Origin of the sequence: Pseudomonas fluorescens, assembly GCF_900215245.1 — a bacterium.
In the GTDB taxonomy this organism is placed as follows: Bacteria; Pseudomonadota; Gammaproteobacteria; order Pseudomonadales; family Pseudomonadaceae; genus Aquipseudomonas; species Aquipseudomonas fluorescens.
This window is the reverse complement of sequence record NZ_LT907842.1, coordinates 5,327,525-5,351,356: the sequence shown is the minus strand read 5'-3', so window position 1 is coordinate 5,351,356 and position 23,832 is coordinate 5,327,525. Positions and strand designations below refer to the sequence as shown.

Sequence of the window (23,832 nt, the reverse complement as noted above, 5' to 3'; positions counted from 1 at the left end):
CCAAGGGAATCAATCTGCGTTGGGCGTTACGCAAGGGCAATGCTTCGTTAGCCGCTAAGGCCGAGGCTGTGTTTCCATACGCCATAGGACTGCCCCATGCACCGTATTTCCAATCAACTCATCGCCGCCCCTAACCCTGCTCCAGCCCTGCCTCTACTGCCGCCGCTTTCAAGACAAAAACGCGACACCGCTGCCCCGCTGGAAGAAGAGGCCACCACGCGTGCCGGCGGAGACCGGGCGTTGGCAGCGCAATACGCGATGGCCCTGAACCTGGCCGGGCGTCGTATCAAGGTTGATGACTTTGATTACATTCCTGCCCATTCCACCTTTGGCCAATGGTGGCGGCACTTACATGACACCTTCCAGTCACCTGACGTTCAGCAGTGGATTCGAGCCGAGGGTATCGACACCAGCACAATAAAAATCGACCCGGCGTCAGCTCAAATAACCTTCCGCCTGGAACGTTCCCGTGACCCGCAACGCACATTACACACCCTGGGCCAGGACGACAGCCAGTGGGCCGCTATCAGCGGGCCTATCCTTCAAGCAGCCCAGCTCATCGGCCTCAATTCGCACATTGCGCCTCCGGTCAATAGCCCGGACGTACCGGTGCCCTGGTGGCTAGTCGGGCGTTTTTATCAGGAATCGCAGACGCTGACCCTGGCTGGCATGCTCAAACGCGGCAACGAAATCAGCCGCAACCCTAACTTTGATCGCCTCGACCCAAGCCGCTGCGCGGATCAGATCAAGTCGACCAGCGAGGACGCCCTCCAGAATCAGCAAGCGATTCTGGGCGACATCCACAACCGCTACCGGGCAGGCGCTGTACTGCAACGCCTGGCGATGGCGCTGGAAAATGGCAGCGCACCGGTCGAGCAACTCCAGGCCGAGCTGCAACAAACGATCCCGCTTGCGGCCGTCAGTACCTACCGGTCAGGGGGCATTACCGCCGCCAATGAAGTCAGCCTGCAGCAATTTCTGCAGGACCATGGCTGGGACGTCCCCACCACCCCAGAGCAACTGCAGAACCTGGCCAGCGCCCTCCTCAGCACAGACCTCAAAGCCGCCGCCCATGGCAATCTGGGCGGCGCGCTGACGTGGCCCGAACCGCTTGCGCATGACCACCAGGCACAACTGAGGATGGCTATACGCGAAGGAACATTCGGCGACCTCACGCTGAAACCCTTCAAGCATGTCCTCGACTATCTGCTCAACGGCAGACCGATCAGCGCTGAAGAACAGCTCAACCCGCGGCCACTCATCGACAGTTTGGTCAGCTCCCCCAGAGGCAAGGCCCTGGGCGAGGCGATTCAAGCCACATTCGAGGCGCGCTCGGTAAAAGGCAGCGCCACCGACTGGTTGCTGGCGGCCTTGGGCGTGGGGAAATACAGCGACAGCCGCGGTGAAGCAAGTATTGACGGCTACCCACTGGTCTCAGCCAATAACAGCCACCAATCGGCATCTGCGGTGGTCAAGGCGCTGGAGGAGCATCTCTTCGCCAACGGCCTCGCCTCCTCCGTGCCGGCAGCATCAGTACAGGCCTACCTGATGCTCGCCAGTCGCGCGCCGCAGTTTCTGGTCAAGGGCATCCCGAAACAAGTGACGATTGGTTCCCACAGCTGGGTCAGCTTCACCACGGCGGTTGCTCGCGAGGAAGCCAAAGCGCCAGGCTCGACAGCCCTCCGGGACTACGCGCAAATCATGCTGGCGGCCAACGCGGCACCGATCTCGCACGAGGAACGCCAGATTGAATATGCCGCCCAGAACGAGGCGATCAAAGCCTGGGCCGTTCCCAATGGTCTGGGCTATCCGACAACGGATACCGCCCTGTCCGAGGTGCGCAAAGCGTTCGACCAGCATGTCAGCGAAATGAGCGAAGCGGCCGCACTGCCGGACCCCGAGACGCCGATGACGAAAAAGATTGCCCTCGGGCATTTGAAAAAAGCCTTCCCGACCATTGACCCCGCGCTGTTCGAGAACAAGTGCATCACTTCGCAACCCTACACCCACTGGTACCCCGGCCCCTATTCACTGTTGGACCTGTACATCGATGGCAGAGCGCTCAGGTCGCCGCCGCCCGATTCCGATACCGGAAAGCCTGGGGTCTGGGTTTCATCATCCGACCAGATAGATATCAACGACGTGCTGCCAAGGCTCAAACCCTTGCCGGATCCAATCAAGCAGTTCAATGAGGACTTTCGCAATTACGCTGACGCGGTCAAAAAGATCACCGGCGCGCAACTCAAACTATTGATTTCCAAACTGCCGCTGGAAGATCGCCAGAATCTGGAGTTTGGCGAAATCGCCGTGCGCAGAGAAATTGACTACGACAGCCCCGATCAACCCCTGCGTACTGAAGCCGGCGTGCTGCTGGTCGAGACCCGGCGCACCGTCAACGGCCGAGTCAGCGTCATGACGTATGCGATCGACCGACTGCAGGGCACTGTCACCCGGCGACCGGGCAAGGTCTATAAAGAAAACCGGCGGACCGAGGGTTGGTATCCTGCGCGAGGTAAACGATACGACAGGATAAAACCCGAAGGTCAGTACCCCGCTGGAATCACCGATGAAAGCCAGGCTGGCAGTGGTGCGCCGAAGAGCGTTGCGAGTGCCAGAACCCAGTACCTGGTCGACGCAATGATCATGGACATGGAACTGCCTGCGGTGGGCGCCTATGCCAGGGGCACCACGACCTATCAGACGGAACACGCGACGTACGAGGCCATCGGCGAGGCTATTCTGGGCCTGATCCCGTTCAGGTCCGCGATCAAGAATTTCAGCGAGGGCAAGACGGCTGACGGTGCGGTCGACCTGGCGTTCGATATTTTTGGTTTTCTGGTCGGTGTGGGTACCGCTGCCAAGGCCGCAAAAGGCGCCTTGGCGGGTGCTTCCGCGTTATCAAAAGCGGCCCAGGTGCTAAAGATTCTAGGGCGCGCGACGATTGGTGCGCTGAACCCGTTGGGCGGTATTGATGACCTCGCGCTGGGGGCCGCCAGGGGCGTAAAGTTTGTCGCCGGCAAGGCCCATAAAGGGGTCAATTACCTGCGCGGTTCGTACCGCAGTCTCAACCTGTTGGAATTGGCAAAAAAGGCCGATATCGCGGAAGGAACATTCAGGGCGCTCAACAGCACGCGCAGCAGCAAGGCCCTGGCTAAGTTCGATGAGGCAACCCATCAGTGGTACGCCTTGGATCCGCACACCAAACACGCCTACGGCAAACCACTGGAGAACTTCGTTCCGGATCTACCCAAGCCGGGCGACGCGAACAGTTTGCGCGCAATCGCCAGTGACGACGCAATCCAGACTGCAAGCGAACAGCACGGCCTGGCGGCAACCGGCACGGTCAAGGTGGGGCAAGAAACAGTCGAGCGCCAGGCGGTTATGTTTCAGGGCAATTGGCACGAATACGATACGGTAAAGAAACGTGCCATTGGCCCGCCCCTGAAAGACTTTAACCCCAACCGCATTGCGGCCAGTGGAGAAGTTCGCTCACTGGACGATCTACACGGCTATGAAAGCCGCTACATCGCGACCGATGAACTATCGCCCAAAGGCTTGCAGAACAACGTGTTTGTGGGCCGCAGTCGAAAGGAATATGTGAAGGTTGATGGCAGGCTGTTTGAGTCGCAGGTAAAGGACGGCCAGCGCGTCATCTGCCATCCGAAAGGCACGAGCCCCGATATACCTGTCACCGACCTGGGTTCGTCCGGGTGGGCACCCTCCTCCCGTGCCGAACGTCTGTTGGGCGGTGCGGGGGCTCCACCGACGCCTTTCAGGTTAGGGAATAGCACCTACGTCGTGCCGATGGATGATATCAAGCGTGTGGAAACCTCAGGCAGTCCATTCAGGATCAACTACAAAGGCGTCGATCAGGACGTTGCCTTCGACAGCGTGGCCGGCGCATGGAGAAGTACCGACGAACACGCTCCGCAGTATTTCTGGCGAAGTGGCAACGGCAAATGGCAAGGGGGAACACTTGAGGAATACAAAAAGGCTAAAAAAGTCAGCGCCCACCACTATCACTTTGTTGAGGTTTCCTCGATTCCCAGAATTCCAACACAGTTGGCGCCCGTGCCCAAGACCCTGAACTATTTTTGGGCAGGCCAGGAGCTGCCAGACAACCTGATCGATAACATCGCCAAAAACGCCACCCGCGCCCCCGCGTATAAATCAGTCCTGCACGTGGACGCCGACAGCCCGGCTGTGTTTGAACAGATAAAAAGCACACTCAAGGATAAAGTGCCTGGCGTGACGGTGCTCAACCTGAATGAAGATGCCGCATTCAAGCAGCTCATGAACGGCGAAATGTACAGCTACTTCCGACGCGGGCAAGGACAAAATCTGGCTGCAGCTTCGGATGTAGCCCGCTACCCAATCATGAATAAGCACGGTGGTTTTTACCTGGATACCGATGATCTTATCCAATCCAACGTCGATGCCGCCGCTGTAACTGCGGGCGCCGACGACGTGCTGCTCGGTGCGTCAGTGACGCACCACGTGACTGACTATAAATCCTTTTATAACACCAGCAACTTTGCTACTCGCCCCGCCAACCCAGTGCTTGACGAGGTGATCAAGGAGATGGCTAAACGGTTTGAGGCTAACAAAGCCTACTTTGCCGCCCATCGGCCAACGGCCACTCGAGGCCCGGATGGCGCTGTCCAATACACCCCGGAGTTCACAGAGTATGAGGCGAACATATTCGATACCGTGGGGCCGAACCTGTTTAATGACATCCTTAGAACGAAAAGACCCGACATGTACGACCTGGGTTTGGATGGCCTCGCCAAAGAAGCAAAGCGCATCGATGGACAACTCGTCTCGCAGGGTCCGATCGTCAACATTGAACACAGCATGAGAGAGGCGTATACGCGTCAGGGCCTTGTGCCGCCAATCACACTGCGCTATCAGTTACTGAAGACCAAAGAGCATTACTTCCCGCTTAACTTAAAGTTCAGAGTCAAAGTTGGCGCTAATCATTCCTGGGCCGATAAGTGATCGAACCCGATTGAACCTGCACCGCGCCGTGGTCCTCCAACGGAGATAAACCACGGCCTGGTGCACGCTCGATGACTTTTATTCTGTGGATGGCCGTACTGGGCACTGTGTTGCTCACGCTCGCCCTCACCTCTTCCTATTTGCGCTGGATGCCGGTGACCACCTCAGCGGTGTGCCTGTTGCTGGGCGTAGCCATCGGCCCGCTGGGTGTGGACCTGTTGCACCTGGATATCAAAAACTCGGCGCGCTGGATGGAACACCTGACCGAAGTGGCGGTGTTGTTTTCCTTGTTCGTCAGCGGTTTGAAACTGCGCCTGCCTCTCAGGCATCGCACATGGCGGATCGCGTTTGGTATGGCGGGCCCGGTGATGCTGTTGACCATCCTCGGGGTGTGCCTGGCACTGCATTACGTGTTCGCGTTGTCCTGGGGCGTCTCGTTGTTGGTGGGTGCGATACTCGCGCCGACCGACCCGGTGTTGGCGGGGTTGGTCCAGGTCAACAATGCGCAGGACTATGACGCACTGCGCTTTGGCCTGTCCGGCGAAGCCGGCTTGAACGATGGCACCGCCTTTCCCTTCGTGATCTTTGCCCTGCTGTTCATGCAGCACGCCGGGTTTGACGGTGACTGGTTCGGTGGCTGGGTGCTGAAAAACCTGCTGTGGGCGGTGCCGGCCGGGCTGTTGATCGGCTACTGGATGGGCCGTGGCATCGGTCGCGTGACGCTATGGATGCGCATCAGCAATGAAGACAGCACGCTGTCCCCGAACGACTACCTGACCCTGGCGTTGATTGCGCTGGCCTATGTGGCCGCTGAGGCGGTGGGCGGCTATGGCTTTCTGTCGGTATTCGCCGCCGGGCTGGGCTTGCGCCAAGCGGAGTTCAGGTCCACGGGCCACTCGGTGACCCCATCGGAACATCTGGCACTGCCGGTGGTGGGCCACCTGGAGGTGGCGCCTGAGCGCGCCCTGCAAGGCGATGTCAGCGAACTGGCGGATACGCAGATCGCCGCTGGCGTGATGATGGGCGACATGCTCTCGTTCGGCAGCCTGGTGGAGCGTTCGATGGAGGTGTTTCTGGTGACGGTGTTGGGCATTGTGCTGATCAGTCACTGGGATTGGCGCGCACTGCCGGTGGCCGCGCTATTGTTCTGCGTGATTCGACCCGTGAGCGTGCTGGCGATGCCTTGGGGCCGTTTGATTGATTACCGACAACGCGGTTTGATCGGCTGGTTCGGCATTCGCGGGATCGGCAGCATTTACTACCTGTTCTACGCGCTCAATCATGGGCTGGGCGGCACCAACAGCGCGGTAGCGGTGAACCTTACAGTGTCGGTAATAGCCTTGAGCATCGTCGTTCATGGGTTGAGCACGCAGCCGATGCTGGCGTGGTATGAACGACGAGCCAAGGTGCACACTGAATAGGCAACCGCTCAGCCAAGATGTTCGGTTTCGGTGTTGCCCACATCCGCCGCATCGTCCAGGTCATTGAGCGGCACTTCTGCATCATCCATCAATGAACCCGGGTCTTCGTTGCCCGGGTCATTGAGTTCTTCATCGTCAAGGTCTTCATCGTCGTCCAGTGCGTGTGACATGACTGTCTCCTCTAACCGCCTTGGGTGTCGATATCAGCGTCAGTTTCAGGCTTGGGCTCGCGCTCGGGCTTGAAGTCTGGACTGTAGTCGTTTTCCTTGGCCTTGGGGTCGCTGGCAGGCTTCGGATCTTTCGGCGCGTCAGCCGCCGTGCCGGGTGCGGGCTCACCGCCGTCGATTGCCGGATCGTTACGGTTGCTGACTTGGGGATCGTTGCTTGTGCTCATAGGTCACCTCTCTTGAAAAACACCGCCTGTATACAGGTAAGGTCTCGCGCAGGACGCTGAAGTTCCGCCGATTTAACCGGCGATGCTCAAGAGATCGGGTTATCGACCTGGATGTAAAACGCATACGCGCCGAGCAATACCCAAAACACCATAAACAGCCACGGCGCGCGCATGGAGAACAGCAGCGACTTGCGATAGCCCTTGTGGGACGACTCGGTCTCACAGAACAGCGGCGAATCGTCATAGGCCATGCCCATCACCGGCTCGCTGCGCAGCAGTTCACTCTGCTTGTAGTGCCAGTGGTCAATGATTTCATACGCCGCGCGAATGCCCGGCCAGGCATTCAGCGAGCTGAGCACACCGAGCATGACCAGGAACACCGGGACCACCAGGGTAAACAGCTTGCCCCACTCCGGGTTCAAGTTGCCCATGCCGGAGACGAAGGCGATGACCAGGAACGACTGCGCGCTGAGATAGGCGTCAGTGCGGTTGGCCAGAATGGTGGTTTCGTACTGAATTTCGCGGCGGTAGAAGTCAAGACGGTCCTTGGGTGAACCGAAAATCTTGGCGTTGTGTTCACTGTGTTCGTCCAGCGACGCTTCTGGCGTGTTTGGAGAGATGATTCTGGGCACGACGATGCTCCACAAGGTGACAAGCCTTGTTAGAAGAATCGGGGCTGAGTGAAGTTCAAGTTTGTTCATGCACCATCGTGAAACACGCGCCGCACTGTTGTGGTCATCGCATGAGGCGGGCGGGTGCTGGCGCGCGCAGCCCTCGGGCTTTTTTCGGCCCATTGCTCAGCCGGGCGTGCGTTGACTCGCTCGCCAGCGGGTCATTGGTCTGTTAATGACGGGTTTCGGCACAGGCATTGCTTAAACCATTCATCTGCCCGGATACAGGAGCATTCGTTACCCCCCGACCCAGAGCCGACCCCATAAGAAAGTAAGGACCAGGCTTGTTGGCACCCTCAGCCACAGGCTCATAAAACTATGCGTTTTTCAAAGCGGCAGTGCCCCCCGCGCAACCCTCGGCACTGACAAGGTACTGGAATGGCTCGATCTTTCTTTGATGAAATGAATGACGCACAAGGCGCTTGCCGTGCGCACTATCAGGAATTCTCCCGCTGGCTGGCCAACACGCCGCCGGAACTGCTGGCCCAGCGCCGCCGCGAAGCGGATTTGCTGTTCCACCGGGCCGGAATCACCTTCACCCTCTACGGCGACGAGCAAGACACCGAGCGCCTGATCCCGTTCGACATCATCCCCCGCAGCATTCCTGCCAGCGAGTGGAGCGTGATCGAACGCGGCTGTATCCAGCGGGTCAATGCGCTGAACATGTTCCTCGCCGACATCTACCACGACCAGCGCATCATCAAGGCCGGGATCATTCCGGCGGATCAGGTGCTGGGCAACGAGGGTTATCAGCAGGCGATGGTCGGCCTGGACCTGCACCGCGACATTTATTCGCATATCTCCGGGGTGGACCTGGTACGCGATGGCGACGGCACCTATTACGTCCTCGAAGACAACCTGCGCACCCCCAGCGGCGTGAGCTACATGCTCGAAGACCGCAAGATGATGATGCGCCTGTTCCCCGAAGTGTTCGCCAAACAGCGTATCGCGCCGGTGGACCACTACCCCAACCTGCTGCTCAAAACCCTGAAAAGCGCCAGCCGCCTGGACAACCCCAACGTGGTGGTGCTGACCCCGGGGCGCTTCAACAGCGCGTTCTTCGAGCACGCGTTCCTCGCCCGGGAAATGGGCGTGGAGCTGGTGGAAGGTGCCGACCTGTTCGTGCACGACCTCAAGGTGTTCATGCGCACCACCGACGGCCCCAAGGCGGTGGACGTGATCTACCGCCGCATCGATGACGCGTTCCTTGATCCGCAGGCCTTCAACCCCGATTCCATGCTTGGCGTACCGGGCCTAGTGGCGGCGTACTGCGCCGGCAATGTGGTGCTGGCCAATGCAATTGGCACCGGCGTGGCCGATGACAAGTCGATCTACCCCTATGTGCCGGAAATGATCCGTTTCTATCTGGATGAAGAACCCATCCTGCAAAACGTGCCGACCTTCCAGTGCCGCAAACCCGATGAGCTGTCCCATGTGCTGGCCCATTTGCCCGAACTGGTGGTCAAGGAAACCCAGGGCTCCGGCGGCTACGGCATGCTGGTCGGCCCGGCCTCCAGCGCCGCCGAAATCGAAGACTTCCGCCAACGCATCAAGGCGCGCCCTCACGCGTACATCGCTCAACCGACGCTGAGCCTGTCCACCTGCCCCACCTTTGTCGAAAACGGCATCGCGCCACGGCATATCGACCTGCGCCCGTTTGTGCTCTCGGGCAAAGAGACCCGCCTGGTGCCCGGCGGCCTGACCCGCGTGGCGTTGAAGGAAGGCTCGTTGATCGTCAACTCGTCGCAAGGCGGCGGAACCAAGGACACCTGGGTGGTGGAGGGCTGAGTATGTTGAGTAGAACCGCCGCAGATCTGTACTGGATGTCCCGTTACCTGGAGCGCGCAGAAAACCTGGCGCGCATGCTCGAAGTCAGTTATTCGCTGTCATTGATGCCCCAGGCCGGGCGCAGTGATGGGCTGGATGAACTGGCCATGTCGTTGCTCAGCAGCGGCACCCTGGACAGTTACCTTGAGCGTCACAAACAACTGGACGCGATGCGCATGCTGCACTTCTTCGCCCTCGACGAAGAAAACCCCGCCAGCATCTACAACTGCCTGCGCGCCGCGCGGGGCAATGCCCACGCGGTACGCGGGCGGATCACCGCCGACATGTGGGAAAATCTCAACGCCACCTGGCTGGAAATGCGCAGCATCGCCGCCGGTGGCCTGGCCCGGCATGGCATCAGCCACTTCTGTGACTGGGTCAAGCAGCGTTCGCACCTGTTCCGCGGGGCAACCTCGGGCACCATCATGCGCAACGACGCTTACCGGTTTATTCGCCTGGGCACGTTTGTCGAGCGCGCGGACAACACCCTGCGCCTGCTGGATGCGCGCTACGAGATGTTTGGTGAGGAGTCGGAAGAAGTCAGCGACCTGTCGGCACGCGGGTATTACCAGTGGAGCGCCCTGCTGCGGGCCTTGTCGTCATTCGAGGCGTATACCGAACTGTACCCCAACGCGTTGAACGCGCGCTCGGTGTCCGAGTTGCTGCTGTTGCGCAGCGACGTACCGCGTTCGTTGCACGCCTGTATCGAGGAGTTGAGCCACATCCTGGCGGACTTGCCCGGCAGTTATGGGCGCACGGCGCAGCGCCTGGCGGCCGAGTTTGAGGCGCGCCTGCGCTATACCGGGATCGATGAGATTCTGGAGGACGGCCTGCACAGTCGGCTCACCGACTTCATCGACACCGTACGCGAACTGGCCCGGGCAATTCATAGCTCCTACCTGGAAGTGGTGTGAGTTCATTGCAGTCACTTAACTGTCAATTCGGGTGATTGACCCTGCTTTGTTACCGCTCTTATGTTGGCGAGGTGAACGACCTTTCCACCATAAGAACAGGTACACAGCATGTCCGAACTGAAACTGCACCCCGCCGCCGCCCATAGCCTGCAACGCTGGCATGCCATGCTGACGGCTCACGACCTCAAGCCGCTTCCTGAATTGCTCGCGCCCGACGCCGTCTTTCGCTCGCCCATGGCCCACACGCCCTACCCTGGCGCGCCTGTGGTGTCGATGATCCTCAACACGGTGTTCAAGGTGTTTGAAGACTTTGCCTATCATCGCGAACTGGCCACCGGTGACGGCTTGAGTGTGGTGCTGGAGTTCAGTGCGCGGGTCGGTGACAAACAGTTAAAGGGCATTGATTTGATCCGCTTTAACGAGCAAGGGCAGATTGTTGAGTTTGAAGTGATGGTGCGGCCAATGAGTGGCTTGCAGGCGTTGGGTGAAGAAATGGCGCGGCGGTTGGCGCCTTACCTGGCAAAAGCCAAATCCTGAACCGAAGTGGCGACGAAGGTCGAAGCGGGCGTGCTCGCGAAGGCGGTGTGTCCGGCACAGTATGAGTAACGGACCCACCGCGTTCGCGAGCAAGCGCACACCTTTTGGTTTGCGCTGACTATTGGTTTTTGACCAGCACCGGTTCTGCTCTGTATTGGTCCGGGAACAGTTTTTTCAGCTGCGCCACTTTCGGCAAATCATTGATTACGATGTACGGATAGGAAGGGTTCTCGGTGAGGAAGTCCTGGTGATAGGACTCCGCCGGGTAAAACGCCTTGCCCACCTCGACCTTGGTCACGATCGGCCTGGTGAAGGCGTTGGCCGCGTCCAGCTGGGCGATATAGGCCTGGGCGACTTTTTGCTGCTCGGCATTCTGCGCAAAGATTTCCGAGCGGTATTGGCTGCCGCTGTCGGGGCCCTGGCGGTTCAGTTCCGTGGGGTTGTGGGCCACGGAAAAGTAGATTTGCAGCAACTTGCCGTAGCTGACCTGGCCTGGGTCGTAGGTCACCGACACCGACTCGGCGTGGCCGGTATCGCCTCCACTGACCGCCTCGTACTGGGCTGTGTCAGCCGCGCCGCCGTCGTAGCCGGACACAGCGTTTTTCACGCCTTGCACATGCTGGAACACCCCTTGTACGCCCCAGAAGCAGCCGCCGGCGAATACTGCCGTTTGCAGGTTGCCGGGCGCGGCGGGAAGGTCGAGGGCCGGTGGTGCGATCATTACCGCGTCTTCGGAGGCGCCAAAAGAGAATGCCGAGCTTTGGCCGACGAAAGCAGCGAAAGCGAGTGCGGGTAAACATTTGAGCAGTTTCATACCACTGACTCCAGTACTCGGTTGAAGGTGGCAGCAGGCCAGCCAGCGCCCACATTGACCGGGTTAACAGTTAATGAAGCGGTTAACCGAAGGTGAAGGCATAGGCCGCCACATGCGGGTCGAGAAATTCGATGCTGAAGGTGCGGTCCTGCACGGCGCCGCGCTGCCGCACCAACTGGTACAGGCGTTGTTCGGTCACCGTGCCGCGGCCATCGGGCGCCACATCCGTGCCGTGGGCATCGCCCGGGGCCTGGCCATCAATCGTCACCTTGAACCGCACCGGTTTGCCGTCAGCCGCCGGGCCCAGCACCAGGTGCAGGTCGCGGGCATGGAAGCGGTACACGATGCGCCCGCCGGCCTGGTCCAGGGTGGCTTGCTGGCCGCCGACGTTCCAGTGACCTTCCAGGGTCCAGCTGTTCAGGCCCAGCGGGCCGGCGGCCGGGTAATTCACCACGGTGTCGGTGGCCTGGGTGCCGGTGGTCACGAAGTGTTCGGCGCGCTGGAAGCCCAGGTAGGTTTCCGGCGACTGCACTTCATGCATGTCCGGCGCCTGCTCAACGCCCTTCGCATCCGCCTCGATCAACCCACCGGCGACATCTTTGGCCCCGGCTTCACGCAGCAATTGCTGGATCACTCGCTCCGACTCGGCGTAATCACCCTCGCCAAAGTGGTGGTAGCGAATCTGGCCCTTGGCATCGGCAAAGTAATGCGCCGGCCAGTACTGGTTGTTGAACGCGCGCCAGATCTTGTAGTTGTTGTCGATCGCCACCGGGTACGTGATGCCCAGGTCCTTCATGGCCTGGCTGACGTTGTTCACGTCGCGCTCAAAGGCAAATTCCGGGGCGTGTACGCCAATCACCACCAGGCCCTGGTCGTGGTACTTCTCGGCCCAGGCTTTCACGTAGGGCAAGCTGCGCAGGCAGTTGATGCAGGAGTAGGTCCAGAAATCCACCAGCACCACTTTACCTTTCAGCGCTTCGGCACTCAGTGGCGGGCTGTTCAGCCATTGCACTGCGCCATCCAGTGGCGGCAACGTGCCTTCGATCGGCAGCGCGTCGCTGTGGTTGGCAGCCATCATCATCGCGCCACCGGCCAGCATCGCGCCGCCCTGCTGCGCGGGTTTGGCACTCAGCGTGTCCACCAGGCTTTGTTCCAGGCCGCCCGTGGAGGCAGTCGACAAGCGCGACAGCACACCGGTGTCCAGGCCCAGGGCGATGGCGGCCACGCCGGCGAGCATCAGCGCACCGAGGCCACGGCGCAACCATTCGCCGGCTCCGAGCGAGCGCTTCATAACGCCAAAGACTTTACCGCCGACCAGCAACGCCAACGCCAGGGACGTAGCGGCACCGGCGGCATAAGCCAGCAACAGCAACGTGGTGCCGATGCTCGCGCCCTGCAGCGCCGCGCCGGTGAGCACCAGCCCCAGGATTGGCCCCGCGCACGGTGCCCACAGTAAACCGGTGGCCACGCCGATCAGGAACGAAGCGCCCGCACGCGGCTTGGCGTCCGTTCCAGCGGCTTGCGACAGGCGACTGCCGGCGGCCACTAAGGGACGCGTCAAGCGTTCCGACAGGTGCGGCAGCAACAGCGTGAGTCCGAACAGGGCAACGCACAGCAACGCGAGCCAGCGCCCGTACTGATTGACTTGCACCACCCAACCGCCGCCCACCGCGGCCAGTGAGGCCACCAGGGCGAACGTCACCGCCATCCCCGCTAACAGCGGCAAGCCACTGCGCATAAACGGCTGCCCGGTGCGAGCGAAGACAAAAGGCAGAACAGGCAGGATGCACGGGCTGACAATTGTCAGCACGCCGCCCAGATACGCGAGAACCAGAAGCCACATGGAATCTTCCCTTATCAATATGCAGAGACATCGGCTTAAGCCGCCGTGAACGTCATGGCCACGCCATTCATGCAATAGCGCAGGCCAGTGGGTGCCGGGCCGTCATCGAACACGTGCCCTTGGTGGCCGCCACACCGGCGGCAGTGAATTTCCTTGCGTACCACGCCATAGGACGTGTCGACATGGCTGGCGACAGCGTGGTCCAGCGGCTGCCAGAAACTCGGCCAACCGGTGTGGCTGTCGAACTTGGTGCTGGAGGCGAACAACGGCAACGCACAACCGGCGCAGGCAAAGGTGCCTGTACGGTGTTCATCATTAAGGGCGCTGCTGTAGGGGCGCTCGGTGCCCTCCTCGCGCAGCACGGCGAACTGCTCGGCACTCAGCAGGCTGCGCCATTCGGCCTCGGTATGGTTGACTTCGAACGTCTCGGCGGCTTGCACCTCGGTGACCATACTCAGCTGTTTCAGCACACCACCGGCCAGGACGGCAACACCCAGGCCACCACCGGCCAGCAGTATTTGTCGACGCGTGTACATGGCGTTCTCCTCATTAAGCACTGAGGCCATCTTGAACCCTTGCCGGTCGCGGAATCCTCACGCAGAGTTAAACAATTCGTGATAACTACACGGGTGCAAAACCCGCACAATGCGCGAACTACAAGCGAAGGTTTCTTTCCATGGATCAGCCCAAACGAGTCCTCGTCGTCGAGGACGATGCCCATATTGCTGACTTGATTTGCCTGCACCTGCGCGACGAGCAATTTGAGGTGGTGCACAGCGCCGACGGCACCGAAGGCCTGCGCCTGCTGGAGCAAGGCGGCTGGGATGCGCTGATCCTCGACCTGATGCTGCCGGGTGTGGACGGCCTGGAAATCTGCCGCCGGGCCCGCGCCATGGCGCGCTACACACCGATCATCATCACCAGCGCGCGCTCCAGCGAGTTGCACCGCATCCTTGGCCTGGAGCTGGGCGCGGACGACTACCTGGCAAAGCCGTTTTCCATGCCGGAGCTGGTCGCGCGGGTCAAGGCGCTGCTGCGCCGGGTTGACGCCATGGCGCGTAACCTGAAGATGGACGCCGGCAGCCTTGAACTCGGCCCGCTCTTCATCAACCCGCTGACCCGCGATGCGACCTTGCAAGGCCAGCGCCTGGACCTTACGCCGCGCGAATTCGACCTGCTGTATTTCTTCGCACGCCAGCCGGGCAAAGTCTTCTCACGCATGGACCTGCTCAACGCGGTATGGGGCTACAGCCACGAAGGCTACGAACACACGGTGAACACCCATATCAACCGCCTGCGCGCCAAGGTCGAGGCCGACCCGGCCAACCCGTCACTCATCCTTACGGTATGGGGCCGGGGCTACAAGTTTGCCGAGAGCGGCCCATGAAACTGACCCTGACTCAACGCCTGTCAGTCGTGTTTGCGCTGTTGCTGGTGGTTTGCAGCGGCACTTCGGCCTGGTTGCAGGTCCGTTCCAACCGCATGCACGAACTGGAAGTGGTGCAAGGCTTGTCCCGCGACCTCGCGGCGCACATCGCCCGTGATACGCAACTGATGGACGCCGACGGCCTCAAACCCGACGCGGTGCGCACGCTGTTCAGCCAATTGATGCTGGTCAACCCGAGTGTCGAGGTGTACTTGCTCGATATCGACGGCCGCGTCGTCGGTAATGCCGCACCCAGCGGGCATTTACTGCGTGACCACGTCGACCTCACGCCGGTTCGACGCTTTCTCAGCGGCGCCATGCTGCCGATTCTCGGCGATGACCCGCGCAGCGTTGACGGGCGCAAGGTGTTCAGCGCCGCGCCGCTCAAGGCCAACGGCCAACAAACCGGTTTCCTGTACGTCGTGCTGCTGGGCGAAGCCCACGATGTGTACGACGCAAAGGACGCCACCGGCATGGCGCTGAAGATCGCCCTCTGGTCCATCGGCCTGGTGGCGCTGCTGTGCTTGATGGCCGGCCTGATCGCGTTTGCCTGGATCACCCGGCCCTTGCGCCAACTGACCGACAAGGTTGGCCGATTCGACATCAACGGCGCGCCGAAACCTGTGCAGCCGCCACCTCGCGAGCTCGATAGCAGCGATGAAATCGCGGTGCTCGACCACGCCTTCGTGCAAATGGAAAACCGCCTGGGCGAGCAATGGCGCGCCATCACCCACCAGGACCAGGAACGCCGGGAAATGGTCGCGAATATTTCCCACGACCTGCGCACGCCCTTGGCCTCGCTGCATGGCTACCTGGAAACGCTGTCCCTCAAGGACGCCAGCCTCAGCCCAGAGGAGCGCCGCCGTTACCTCGGTATCGCCCTCGACCAAAGCCGCAAGGTCGGCGGCCTGGCCCAGTCGCTGCTGGAACTGGTGCGCCTGGAACATGGGTTTGTCCAGCCGGTGATCGAAGGTTTTTCGCTGCCGGACCTGGTGCAAGACATCTTCCAGAAATTCGAACTGACCGCCGAGGCCCGGTCCATCACGCTCACCGCCAGCTTGCCGCCACAGGTGCCAACGGTGTTGGCCGACCTGGGCTTGATCGAGCGGGTGCTGACCAACCTGCTCGACAACGCCCTGCGGCACACGCCGGTGAATGGCGAGGTCGAGGTGATCTTGTCACCCGAAGCGGATGGCATGGGCGTCACCGTCAGCGACAGCGGCCCGGGCATCGACCCTGAGTTGCGTGAAGGCTTGTTCCTGCGGGCCTTCACCATCGGCGGCGCGCGCCGCGATGGCGGCCTGGGCCTGCGCATCGTGCACCGCATCCTGCAACTGCACGGGCGCAGCATCCGCTTGGTGGACCGCCCCGGGCATGGCGCGACCTTTACGTTCTGCCTAGAAACCCGAGCATCAGCGCGTTGACCCGCTGCGCCTGCTCGTTCTGGATCCAGTGACCGCAGTTGGCCAACACCTGCTGCTCAAGGTCGGGCACCGAGTCGGGCATGCGCTTGAGGGTGTGGGCTTCGAACACGCCGACCGGGTCGCGGTCGCCAATCAGGAACAAGGTCGGTTGCAGCACCTGCCGGCCCGCCAGGAACTCGGTGTGCTGCCAGTTGCGTTCGAAGTTGCGGTACCAGTTCAGCGGGCCGCGAAAGCCGTGTTCGGTGAACGCCTGCAGGTAGATGGCCAGATCCTCCGGGGAACACCAGTGCGGCAATGTACTGGGGGTTGAGACGCCTGCGAACAGGCGGGCCTTCGCCGATTTCTGCTGCAGGAACACATCCTCATCCTGCATGAATAGCCGCAACGTGCGTTCGATGTCGGCGTTCAGTTCCTGTTCGGCCACACCGGGTTCCTGGAAATAAAGGATGTAATTGAACCGATCGGCGTACAGCTCGCGCATGATTTCAATCACCGGGCGGCGGGCGCGCCCGGCAAAAGGCACCGACAGTGTGATCAGCCGAGTGATGCGCTCAGGCTCCAGCAACGCCAGGTGCCAGGCGAGCACCGCGCCCCAGTCGTGCCCAACCATGGCCACCTCACGGTGACCGAAATGCTCCATGGCCTGCTGGATGTCGGCGCACAGGGTCAGCAATTGGTAGTCGGCAATCTCTGCGGGCGAACTCGATTCGCCGTAGCCACGCAGTTCAGGGGCAAACACCCGGTACCCGGCGGCGGTCAACGCAGGAATCTGCTCGCGCCAGGAGTGCCAACATTCAGGAAACCCGTGCAGCAGCCAGATTGGCCGGCCGTTTTCCGCGCCGTCGATGTGCACGCACAGCTGAATACCGTTGACGGAGAGTGTTTGCTGGCGCATGGGCGTAACCTTTCTGCGTGTTTTGATCAGCCTGCAGAATCGGCGGCGGGCATGCCAGTATCATTGATGGCGGGAATAAGCCGAACGTACTTAATCGACGGCCCACCAACGCGGCAACAACTGCCGCACCCGCGCCTCGCCAAAACGGTCATCAATCAACATCACCACGCCCCGGTCGTGTTGGCTGCGGATCACTCGACCCGCCGCCTGCACCACTTTCTGGATACCGGGATACAGATAGGTGTAGTCGTAGCCCGCGCCGAAAATCGCGCCCATGCGCGCTTTCATTTGCTCGTTGATCGGGTTCAGTTGCGGCAAGCCCAAGGTGGCAACAAACGCCCCGATCAAGCGCGCGCCGGGCAAATCAATACCCTCGCCAAACGCGCCGCCCAACACCGCAAAGCCGACGCCCTGGCTGTGCTGGGTGAATTGCTCAAGAAATGCCTGCCGCTCGGCCTCGGCCATGCCGCGTGATTGCAACCACAGCGCGACCTGCGGGTGCCGTTCGGCCATCAATTGCGCCACTTGCTGCAAGTAATCGAAACTGCTGAAAAACGCCAGGTAGTTGCCCGGTTGCGCCGCGAACTGCCGGGCAATCAACTCGACGATGGGTTCCAGTGAGGCTTGGCGATGCACAAACCGCGTAGAGATTTCATCGACGATACGCACCTGCAATTGCTCGGCCTTGAACGGCGATTCCACATCAATCCAGGCGGTATCCGCCGGCAACCCCAACAAGTCGGCGTAATAGTGACGCGGGCTGAGCGTCGCGGAAAACAACACGCTGCTGCGCGCCGCCGTCAGCCTGGGACGGATGAATTCGGCGGGCACCACGTTTCGCAGGCACAACGTTGACGCACTGCGCTTGCCGCCGAACTGACGCTTGCTGATATCGAAAATGAACTGTTCATTGAACAGCTCGGCCACTTTGGCAAATTGCAGCGCCTCGAAATAGAACGCTTGCAGGTCGCCGGCGAGGGCTTCGGGGTGCTCGTTGAAGTGGTCGCCCATGGCGCTGGTGCACAGGCTCAGGGCCTGGAGCAGTTTGTCCGGCTTGGTGGCATAGGCCTGGTACGGCGCGAGCTGCTCCTTGTGCAAGGCGTTCCATTCGCGGTTCAGGCGCTGCAAGGGTTTCTTCAACGGCTCGGGGGCAGCGTCGCGCAGGGTGTGGAGGCTGTATTGGTCGAGGCTGGCGCTGTACATCGCGCGGGCGCGCTCCACCAAGTTGTGGGCTTCGTCCACCAGCACTGCGGCGCGCCATTGGTTCAACTGGGCGAGGCCGAACAGCATGGCGCCAAAGTCGAAATAATAGTTGTAGTCGGCGACCACCAGATCAGTCCAGCGCGCCATTTCCTGGCTGAGGTAATACGGGCACACGTCATGGGCCAGGGCGACGTCGCGCAGGTTGCGTTGGTCCAGCAGCTGTACCTTCGAGGCTGCCGTGCGCGCGGCCGGCAGGCGATCGTAAAAGCCCTTGGCCAAGGGGCAGGAATCACCGTGACAGGCTTTGTCCAGGTGTTCGCACGCCTTGTCCCGCGCCACCAGTTCCAGCACCCGCAGCGCCAGCTCGGGGCTGCTGTCGAACAGCACCTGGGCAGCGTCGAGTGCCAGCTTGCGGCCCGGGGTCTTGGCAGTGAGGAAGAACACCTTGTCCAATTGCTGCGGCGCCAGGGCCTTGAGCATCGGAAAGAGCGTGCCGACGGTTTTGCCGATGCCGGTGGGCGCCTGGGCCATCAGGCAGCGGCCGGTGCTGACCGCCTTGTAGACGGACTCGGCCAGCGCGCGCTGGCCGGGACGAAACTCGGCATGCGGGAAGGCCAGGCGTTGTGCAGCGCTGTTGCGCGCGTCGCGGTGCTGCATTTCCTCGCGCGCCCAGCCCAGGAACAGCGCACATTGCTGGTTGAAGAACCGCTCCAGCTCGGCCGCGTGAAAACGCTGGTTCAGCAAGGTTTCACCCTCACCGACGATGTCGAAGTACACCAGCGCGAGGTCGATTTCATGCAGGCCGAGTTTCTGGCACATCAACCAGCCGTACACTTTGACCTGGGCCCAATGCAGTTGCCGATGGTTGGCGGGCTGGGCGTCGAGGTCGCCGCGATAGGTTTTCACCTCTTCGAGGCGGTTGCTGTCCGGGTCATAGCCGTCCGCCCTGCCCCGCACCCTGAGCTGTTGGAATTCGCCTTCCAGGGCCACTTCGTGTTGATAATGCGCACTGCGTCGCGAGGCGACCGTGCGATGGCCGACGATACCTTCCTGGGCGCTGGGCGACGGCGTGAAGCGCAGGTCGAGGTCGCCGACCTTGGCCGTGAACTCACACAGCGCCCGCACCGCAACGCTGTAGCTCAAGCCGGTTCAGCCCAGCGGACATAGCAGACGGTCACCGGCATCTGGTACTCACCACAGAATTCCAGCCAGCGCAGTTGGTTGTCTTGCAGACGATCGCCGGGGCCTTTGACCTCGATCATGCGGTAGGTCTTTTGCGCCGGCCAGAACTGGATCAGATCCGGCATGCCCGTGCGGTTGGCGCGGATGTCCAGCAGCAGCCGTTCAAACCAATAGCGCAGGTGTTCGGCCGGCAAACACGCCAGTGCTTGTTCGAGCAGTTCTGCGCTGAGCAGGTTCCAGAACACGAACGGTGACTGGATACCCCACTTGTCTGCGTAGCGCTGGCGGATGGTGGCCTTATAGCGCTCGTCCTCCAGTTGCTCGAAACAGGCGGCGAACAACGCGCTGCGGCGCTGGTGAAAGTCGTCACTGTGCAGGTCCACCGGCCCACGCTGGAACGGGTGGAAGAACGCACCTGGCAACGGCGCGAAAATCGCCTCCCAGCACAACAGCCCGAACAACGAATTGATCAGGCCATTTTCGACATAATGCACCGGCCCATCGGGCTCGCTGAGATGCGCCTGGACACAATACTCCACCGACATCAGTGGCTGCTGGGCCAGTGCCAGGTCCAGGCGGGTGACCTCGCGCGGCGTGGTCTTGGGCAACGCCGGTTCGCCGAGTTTGCGGCGCAGGCGTGGCAGCACGCGCAGCAGGTGTTGTTGTTCAGCGGCACTTTCCGGCGCCTGTTGCGCGGCGCACGCCAGGGCCATGGCTTGCGCGTAGTGCGCCTGACGCTCCAGCACGCGAATCAGCCGTGCGCGCGCGCCAGGGTAGGCGCAATCACGGTAGATCTGCGCCGCCAGCGCCAATTCGGCGCTGCGCTCGCAATACTGGCCGACCTGGAACAACAGCTTGGCGCGACGTTTTTCCAGCCAGGGGTTGTCGGTGACAAGCGTAGCGATCCGTGGCAGCACCTCGTGCAGCGCCTCCCCCGCTTCAAAAGCCTGCTGGCATTGGTGCAGGAACAGAAAACCGACCACATCGTCACGGCTGCGCAGGCCACGCGACTCGGCGCAGAACTGGACTTTTTCGTAGGTGTAGATGCCCAGGTCGGCCAGCACGAACTCCGACCAGTCCTGATACAGATTGCCGAAGAACATCAGCCGCAGGCGATCGCACAAATCCATGATGGTCAGGCTGTAGAGCGCATCGCTCAGCTGCGGGCACCACTGGGCAAACCGGCGCTGTTCGCTGAACTGTTCCGCCAGTAACGCCAGCCAATCGGCCTTCCTGCCCTTGGGCTGCGCAATCCACGGTTTGAAGGCCGCAAGGATTTCGCCTTTTTGCAGCAGTGCAAACAGCTCTTCCACGCACAGCAGCCCTTGATCCTCAACCCAACCCTGTTCCACCAGTGCCAGCACGGCCGTGCGGGTGCAGCCAATCTCCAGATAATTGAGTTTGCTCGCCCGAAAGTGCACGCCCTTGCGCATCACCATGCGCACCAACAAGGCTTGGGACGCTTGCGGCAACCTGTCAAATTGCTGAATGAAATGCTGTTCTTCCGGATCGAGTAAATCGGCATAGCGTTGCCCCAGCCAATGCAGGACTTGGCGGAAGTTATGCAGGTAATACAAGGGATCGTCGAGGGGATTGGCCATGTCGCGCGCTGATCAAATACTGGTTATGCATACAGAGTGCCGCCAGCGGCGAGCTGTTGCAATCGGTAATAGATAAATGGCGCACGCAACTTTTTGTATAAAAATGATCAGATAGGACAGTTGATGGCGTAACATTTGCGGCCCGCAGCCCATGGCGCGGGACTTTTCAGGGTTAAAGGTAAGGGTTATGAACATGAAGAATTTGGGTCTTCCACTGGTTGCACTCACTTTTCTGCTGTTGGCGGGTTGCTCCACGCAAACCGTCGTGACACTGCAAAACGGCACACAGTATTTGACCAAGGACACCCCCAAGACCAAAACGGCCGACGGTTTCTATGAATTCACCGATATCGCCGGCAAGCACATCCGCGTCAAGGCGGATGATGTCGCGACAGTGCGCAACGAAAAGTAAGCGCCCGCACACCAAAAAGCCCCGCCAATGCGGGGCTTTTTGTTTGGGCCGCTACCGATCAATACCGGTAGTACGGGTGGTAGTAGGGATGGTAATAGTACGAGTGGTAGTACGGGCGGTAGCAGCATGGGCCCGGATACGCCGGGTACACCGCGCACCCGCCAAGCCCCAGCACTACCAGCGCGCACAGCATCAGTCGAAATCGGGACATGCTCAGCTCCTCACATAACGCGCGAACCTTCTCGCAGGCAGTGATTAAACGCGTGAGCCCGGCCCAATCCGTCGCAGTGCTGCGCCGTTGATCCATGAAGATTTATTTACCGAAGGATTTTCGCCCTGCCGGCGTTTAACCGATAAGCCGCCTTCATTTTCGCGGGCGGTAGCACGGAGAACGACGACCATGGCAGTCATGTCCCGCACGGTACGCGCTCTTTTACTGATTCCGTTGACGCTGGTGGCCCTGGCCAGTGCGCCGGCGTTTGCCGACACCCTCATCATTCGTCAGCCACCCAGGGTGATCGTGGTGCAAGCCCCGCCTCCACCGGTCTATTACGGCCATTGGGGTTATGGCCCACGGCCCTATTACTATCCGCATCATGTCTACGGTTACGGCTATGGCAACCCCCACCGGCCGTATTGGGGCGGCGGCTGGCGGGGGCACCCTTGGCGGTGATCAGCCGATGCTGACGCCGTCCGCCCACAGGCCGCCATGGCCGACGCCAACCAGGGTCACCGAGTCGGCGCCAAACGTGAGCACCGTGTCCGCGCCGACCACTTTGGCATGGTCACGCAGGTCGGTGCTCCCCTGCACGTCCTGGAACACCAGCTTGTCGGTGGTCTGGTAGCCAATCACGCGATCGTTGCCGAACTGGCCACTGAACAGGAAGGTGTTATGCCCACTGTTGTCGCGGATCGTGTCATTGCCTTTGCCGCCTTCGATAAAGTCCGCGCCCTTGCCACCCTGGATCAGGTCGTTGCCATCGCTGCCAATAATGAAGGTATTGCCCTTGTGCGGTTCGGCATTGCGGTTGAGGTCCTGCACCCACGTAGTGGCCCGCGCCGGGTCGGACAGGTTGGCGACGATTACCGTGGAGTCACGGGTCATCTGGTCATAGAACCCGGAGTCGAGGATGCGCGTCATGCCGTCGCCGTATGCGGTCGGCAGGTGCGAGACCCAGGTCGGCAGGTTGACGATGGAGAACGGCAGCACATTCCACAGGGTCGAGGCGTAGTGGTCGTTGAAGCTGACGATGTTATCGGTGGTCGACTCGTGGGGCTTGTCGTGCACGCCCAGGGACGACAGATTGAAGGATGAGCCGTCCAGCGCGCGAAACACCGGGTCGTTTTCATAGCCGATGTTGAGCACCTTGTCGCCGGCGCTTTGGGTCGGCGATGCATAGGCCACGTAGTTGGCGTCCGTGTAGAAGCCCGACCATTTGTTGGTGCTTAAATCCGCCATGCTGTTGACCGCCAGGCCGCCCAGGCTGTGGCCGCTGACCACCACGTCCTTGCCGGTAAGGCCATGGGCAGCGGCGTAATCGGCGACGTTTTTGAGCAGCCCGCCGAACGCTTCGCCGGCGTAGTTCTTTGCGTAATCCTTGGGGCCCAGGGCCGCAAGCAGATCGCTGACCAGGTCGCCGATGGAGTCGCTGATCAAGGTTTCCCGCGGCCCCGACGTGCCGCGAAAACCGATGCCGATTTCCAGCAATTTGCCGGCGTCATCGTACTTGCCCAGCACCTCGACCTGAGCGGTGGTGTAACCGGCTTTTTCGCCAAAGTACGTGCCGCGCGCGTCGACTTTGCCGCCGTAGCCGAGGGTGCTTGCACTGATGGGCGTCCAACCGGCGTTTTGCACCGCCTCCAGCGCGGCTTTTTCCGAATCCGGGTTCCAGGGAATGCCCGGAATGACACCCTGTGAATTCGTGCTGCCGAGCAGTGCACCCACCAGCGTGGCCGGCAAACCAAGCCCCAAGCCATTGTGCTGGTAACCCACGGCAAAGCCGTTATCCAGGTTGTGGTAGGAGTACAACGTGATCGCCATGGCGTCGGCAAACAGCGCTTTGGAACCCTCGGTGCCGAGGTTTTTATAGTCAAAGATACCCATGGTAGTGCCTCTCTGTTGTTGGATTTGTAGAGAAAGCGAAAACACCCGTTGCCCCTGAGGGGACAGGCTTTATGTGGGAACTGGCTTGCCTGCGATGATGGCCTCCAGACTGACGCAAATCTACCTGATTCCCGGTGATCCAAATGTGGGAGCGGGCTTGCTCGCG

Annotated in this window: 20 protein-coding genes; 9 read left to right on the top strand and 11 right to left on the bottom strand. The window is 60.9% G+C overall.

Going from position 1 to position 23,832, the window contains the following annotated elements:
• The first annotated feature begins 96 nt into the window (after nt 1-96).
• The gene (locus CPH89_RS24730; protein WP_081006367.1) at nt 97-4,998 is read left to right on the top strand and encodes a glycosyltransferase; all 4,902 of its coding nucleotides are present in this window, start codon (nt 97-99) and stop codon (nt 4,996-4,998) included.
• 71 nt (nt 4,999-5,069) lie between these two features.
• The gene (locus CPH89_RS24725) at nt 5,070-6,419 is read left to right on the top strand and encodes a cation:proton antiporter (protein ID WP_053256149.1); all 1,350 of its coding nucleotides are present in this window, start codon (nt 5,070-5,072) and stop codon (nt 6,417-6,419) included.
• A gap of 8 nt (nt 6,420-6,427) precedes the next feature.
• Here the strand turns inward: CPH89_RS24725 and CPH89_RS30460 are convergent, their stop codons facing one another.
• The 3 genes from CPH89_RS30460 to CPH89_RS24715 form a co-directional block, all read right to left on the bottom strand.
• A complete protein-coding gene (locus tag CPH89_RS30460; protein ID WP_167422761.1) occupies nt 6,428-6,589 on the bottom strand; it encodes a hypothetical protein in 162 nt (53 codons plus the stop codon).
• An 11-nt stretch (nt 6,590-6,600) separates the two neighbouring features.
• Entirely contained in the window at nt 6,601-6,813 is a 213-nt protein-coding gene (locus CPH89_RS24720) for a hypothetical protein (RefSeq protein WP_053256150.1), read from the bottom strand.
• Between the two features lie 86 nt (nt 6,814-6,899).
• Nucleotides 6,900-7,445 carry a hypothetical protein gene (locus CPH89_RS24715; protein WP_053256524.1) on the bottom strand — a complete coding sequence of 182 codons (546 nt, stop codon included), beginning with the start codon at nt 7,443-7,445 and terminating at the stop codon, nt 6,900-6,902.
• A 417-nt stretch (nt 7,446-7,862) separates the two neighbouring features.
• Here CPH89_RS24715 and CPH89_RS24710 point away from each other — a divergent pair, with 417 nt between their 5' ends.
• The 3 genes from CPH89_RS24710 (at nt 7,863) to CPH89_RS24700 (ending at nt 10,762) form a co-directional block, all read left to right on the top strand.
• The gene (locus CPH89_RS24710; protein WP_053256151.1) at nt 7,863-9,272 is read left to right on the top strand and encodes a circularly permuted type 2 ATP-grasp protein; all 1,410 of its coding nucleotides are present in this window, start codon (nt 7,863-7,865) and stop codon (nt 9,270-9,272) included.
• 2 nt (nt 9,273-9,274) lie between these two features.
• Complete coding sequence (locus CPH89_RS24705; protein ID WP_053256152.1) at nt 9,275-10,225, top strand: alpha-E domain-containing protein; 951 nt, start codon at nt 9,275-9,277, stop codon at nt 10,223-10,225.
• Between the two features lie 108 nt (nt 10,226-10,333).
• A complete protein-coding gene (locus CPH89_RS24700) occupies nt 10,334-10,762 on the top strand; it encodes a nuclear transport factor 2 family protein (RefSeq protein ID WP_053256153.1) in 429 nt (142 codons plus the stop codon).
• Between the two features lie 118 nt (nt 10,763-10,880).
• On the opposite strand, the gene msrA is transcribed toward CPH89_RS24700, so the two are convergent.
• From msrA to msrB, 3 genes are all read right to left on the bottom strand, one after another.
• Entirely contained in the window at nt 10,881-11,576 is a 696-nt protein-coding gene (gene msrA / locus CPH89_RS24695) for a peptide-methionine (S)-S-oxide reductase MsrA (protein WP_053256154.1), read from the bottom strand.
• Between the two features lie 82 nt (nt 11,577-11,658).
• A complete protein-coding gene (locus CPH89_RS24690) occupies nt 11,659-13,419 on the bottom strand; it encodes a cytochrome c biogenesis protein DipZ (RefSeq protein ID WP_053256155.1) in 1,761 nt (586 codons plus the stop codon).
• Nucleotides 13,420-13,454: 35 nt separating this feature from the next.
• A complete protein-coding gene (gene msrB / locus CPH89_RS24685) occupies nt 13,455-13,955 on the bottom strand; it encodes a peptide-methionine (R)-S-oxide reductase MsrB (protein WP_053256156.1) in 501 nt (166 codons plus the stop codon).
• A gap of 140 nt (nt 13,956-14,095) precedes the next feature.
• Between msrB and CPH89_RS24680 the strand changes: the two genes are divergently transcribed.
• Nucleotides 14,096-14,806 (top strand): response regulator transcription factor, encoded by a 711-nt coding sequence (locus tag CPH89_RS24680; protein ID WP_053256157.1) that lies wholly within the window; start codon nt 14,096-14,098, stop codon nt 14,804-14,806.
• Entirely contained in the window at nt 14,803-16,269 is a 1,467-nt protein-coding gene (locus tag CPH89_RS24675; protein WP_053256158.1) for a sensor histidine kinase, read from the top strand. Before CPH89_RS24680 ends, CPH89_RS24675 begins: the two co-directional genes overlap by 4 nt.
• On the opposite strand, the gene CPH89_RS24670 is transcribed toward CPH89_RS24675, so the two are convergent.
• The 3 genes from CPH89_RS24670 to CPH89_RS24660 form a co-directional block, all read right to left on the bottom strand.
• Nucleotides 16,232-17,164 (bottom strand): alpha/beta fold hydrolase, encoded by a 933-nt coding sequence (locus CPH89_RS24670; protein ID WP_053256159.1) that lies wholly within the window; start codon nt 17,162-17,164, stop codon nt 16,232-16,234. The two genes, CPH89_RS24675 and CPH89_RS24670, sit on opposite strands and share 38 nt — an antisense overlap.
• 90 nt (nt 17,165-17,254) lie before the next feature.
• Nucleotides 17,255-19,510: an ATP-dependent DNA helicase gene (locus CPH89_RS24665; RefSeq protein WP_053256160.1), complete on the bottom strand. Its 2,256-nt coding sequence runs from the start codon at nt 19,508-19,510 to the stop codon at nt 17,255-17,257.
• A complete protein-coding gene (locus CPH89_RS24660) occupies nt 19,507-21,150 on the bottom strand; it encodes a VRR-NUC domain-containing protein (RefSeq protein WP_053256161.1) in 1,644 nt (547 codons plus the stop codon). Before CPH89_RS24660 ends, CPH89_RS24665 begins: the two co-directional genes overlap by 4 nt.
• A gap of 187 nt (nt 21,151-21,337) precedes the next feature.
• On the opposite strand from CPH89_RS24660, the gene CPH89_RS24655 reads away from it, so the two are divergent.
• The gene (locus CPH89_RS24655) at nt 21,338-21,562 is read left to right on the top strand and encodes a YgdI/YgdR family lipoprotein (protein ID WP_053256162.1); all 225 of its coding nucleotides are present in this window, start codon (nt 21,338-21,340) and stop codon (nt 21,560-21,562) included.
• Between the two features lie 58 nt (nt 21,563-21,620).
• On the opposite strand, the gene CPH89_RS30455 is transcribed toward CPH89_RS24655, so the two are convergent.
• On the bottom strand, nt 21,621-21,773 hold the full coding sequence (locus CPH89_RS30455) for a hypothetical protein (protein WP_167422760.1): 153 nt from the start codon (nt 21,771-21,773) through the stop codon (nt 21,621-21,623).
• Nucleotides 21,774-21,962: 189 nt separating this feature from the next.
• On the opposite strand from CPH89_RS30455, the gene CPH89_RS24650 reads away from it, so the two are divergent.
• On the top strand, nt 21,963-22,235 hold the full coding sequence (locus CPH89_RS24650) for a hypothetical protein (protein ID WP_053256163.1): 273 nt from the start codon (nt 21,963-21,965) through the stop codon (nt 22,233-22,235).
• Here the strand turns inward: CPH89_RS24650 and CPH89_RS24645 are convergent, their stop codons facing one another.
• Nucleotides 22,236-23,666, bottom strand: a complete 1,431-nt coding sequence (locus tag CPH89_RS24645) for a polyurethane esterase (RefSeq protein ID WP_053256164.1) — start codon at nt 23,664-23,666, stop codon at nt 22,236-22,238.
• Nucleotides 23,667-23,832 lie beyond the last annotated feature (166 nt).

Excerpts from the sequence above, each read along its gene's own strand:
- CPH89_RS24655 (WP_053256162.1), top strand. The coding sequence starts at position 21,338 with ATGAACATGAAGAATTTGGGTCTTCCACTGGTTGCACTCACTTTTCTG.
- CPH89_RS24700 (WP_053256153.1), top strand. The coding sequence starts at position 10,334 with ATGTCCGAACTGAAACTGCACCCCGCCGCCGCCCATAGCCTGCAACGC.
- CPH89_RS24705 (WP_053256152.1), top strand. The coding sequence starts at position 9,275 with ATGTTGAGTAGAACCGCCGCAGATCTGTACTGGATGTCCCGTTACCTG.
- CPH89_RS24675 (WP_053256158.1), top strand. The coding sequence starts at position 14,803 with ATGAAACTGACCCTGACTCAACGCCTGTCAGTCGTGTTTGCGCTGTTG.
- CPH89_RS24670 (WP_053256159.1), bottom strand. The coding sequence starts at position 17,164 with ATGCGCCAGCAAACACTCTCCGTCAACGGTATTCAGCTGTGCGTGCAC.
- CPH89_RS24645 (WP_053256164.1), bottom strand. The coding sequence starts at position 23,666 with ATGGGTATCTTTGACTATAAAAACCTCGGCACCGAGGGTTCCAAAGCG.
- CPH89_RS30455 (WP_167422760.1), bottom strand. The coding sequence starts at position 21,773 with ATGTCCCGATTTCGACTGATGCTGTGCGCGCTGGTAGTGCTGGGGCTT.
- CPH89_RS24680 (WP_053256157.1), top strand. The coding sequence starts at position 14,096 with ATGGATCAGCCCAAACGAGTCCTCGTCGTCGAGGACGATGCCCATATT.
- CPH89_RS24690 (WP_053256155.1), bottom strand. The coding sequence starts at position 13,419 with ATGTGGCTTCTGGTTCTCGCGTATCTGGGCGGCGTGCTGACAATTGTC.
- CPH89_RS24660 (WP_053256161.1), bottom strand. The coding sequence starts at position 21,150 with ATGGCCAATCCCCTCGACGATCCCTTGTATTACCTGCATAACTTCCGC.
- CPH89_RS24650 (WP_053256163.1), top strand. The coding sequence starts at position 21,963 with ATGGCAGTCATGTCCCGCACGGTACGCGCTCTTTTACTGATTCCGTTG.
- msrB (WP_053256156.1), bottom strand. The coding sequence starts at position 13,955 with ATGTACACGCGTCGACAAATACTGCTGGCCGGTGGTGGCCTGGGTGTT.
- CPH89_RS24725 (WP_053256149.1), top strand. The coding sequence starts at position 5,070 with ATGACTTTTATTCTGTGGATGGCCGTACTGGGCACTGTGTTGCTCACG.
- CPH89_RS24710 (WP_053256151.1), top strand. The coding sequence starts at position 7,863 with ATGGCTCGATCTTTCTTTGATGAAATGAATGACGCACAAGGCGCTTGC.
- CPH89_RS30460 (WP_167422761.1), bottom strand. The coding sequence starts at position 6,589 with ATGTCACACGCACTGGACGACGATGAAGACCTTGACGATGAAGAACTC.
- CPH89_RS24720 (WP_053256150.1), bottom strand. The coding sequence starts at position 6,813 with ATGAGCACAAGCAACGATCCCCAAGTCAGCAACCGTAACGATCCGGCA.
- msrA (WP_053256154.1), bottom strand. The coding sequence starts at position 11,576 with ATGAAACTGCTCAAATGTTTACCCGCACTCGCTTTCGCTGCTTTCGTC.
- CPH89_RS24730 (WP_081006367.1), top strand. The coding sequence starts at position 97 with ATGCACCGTATTTCCAATCAACTCATCGCCGCCCCTAACCCTGCTCCA.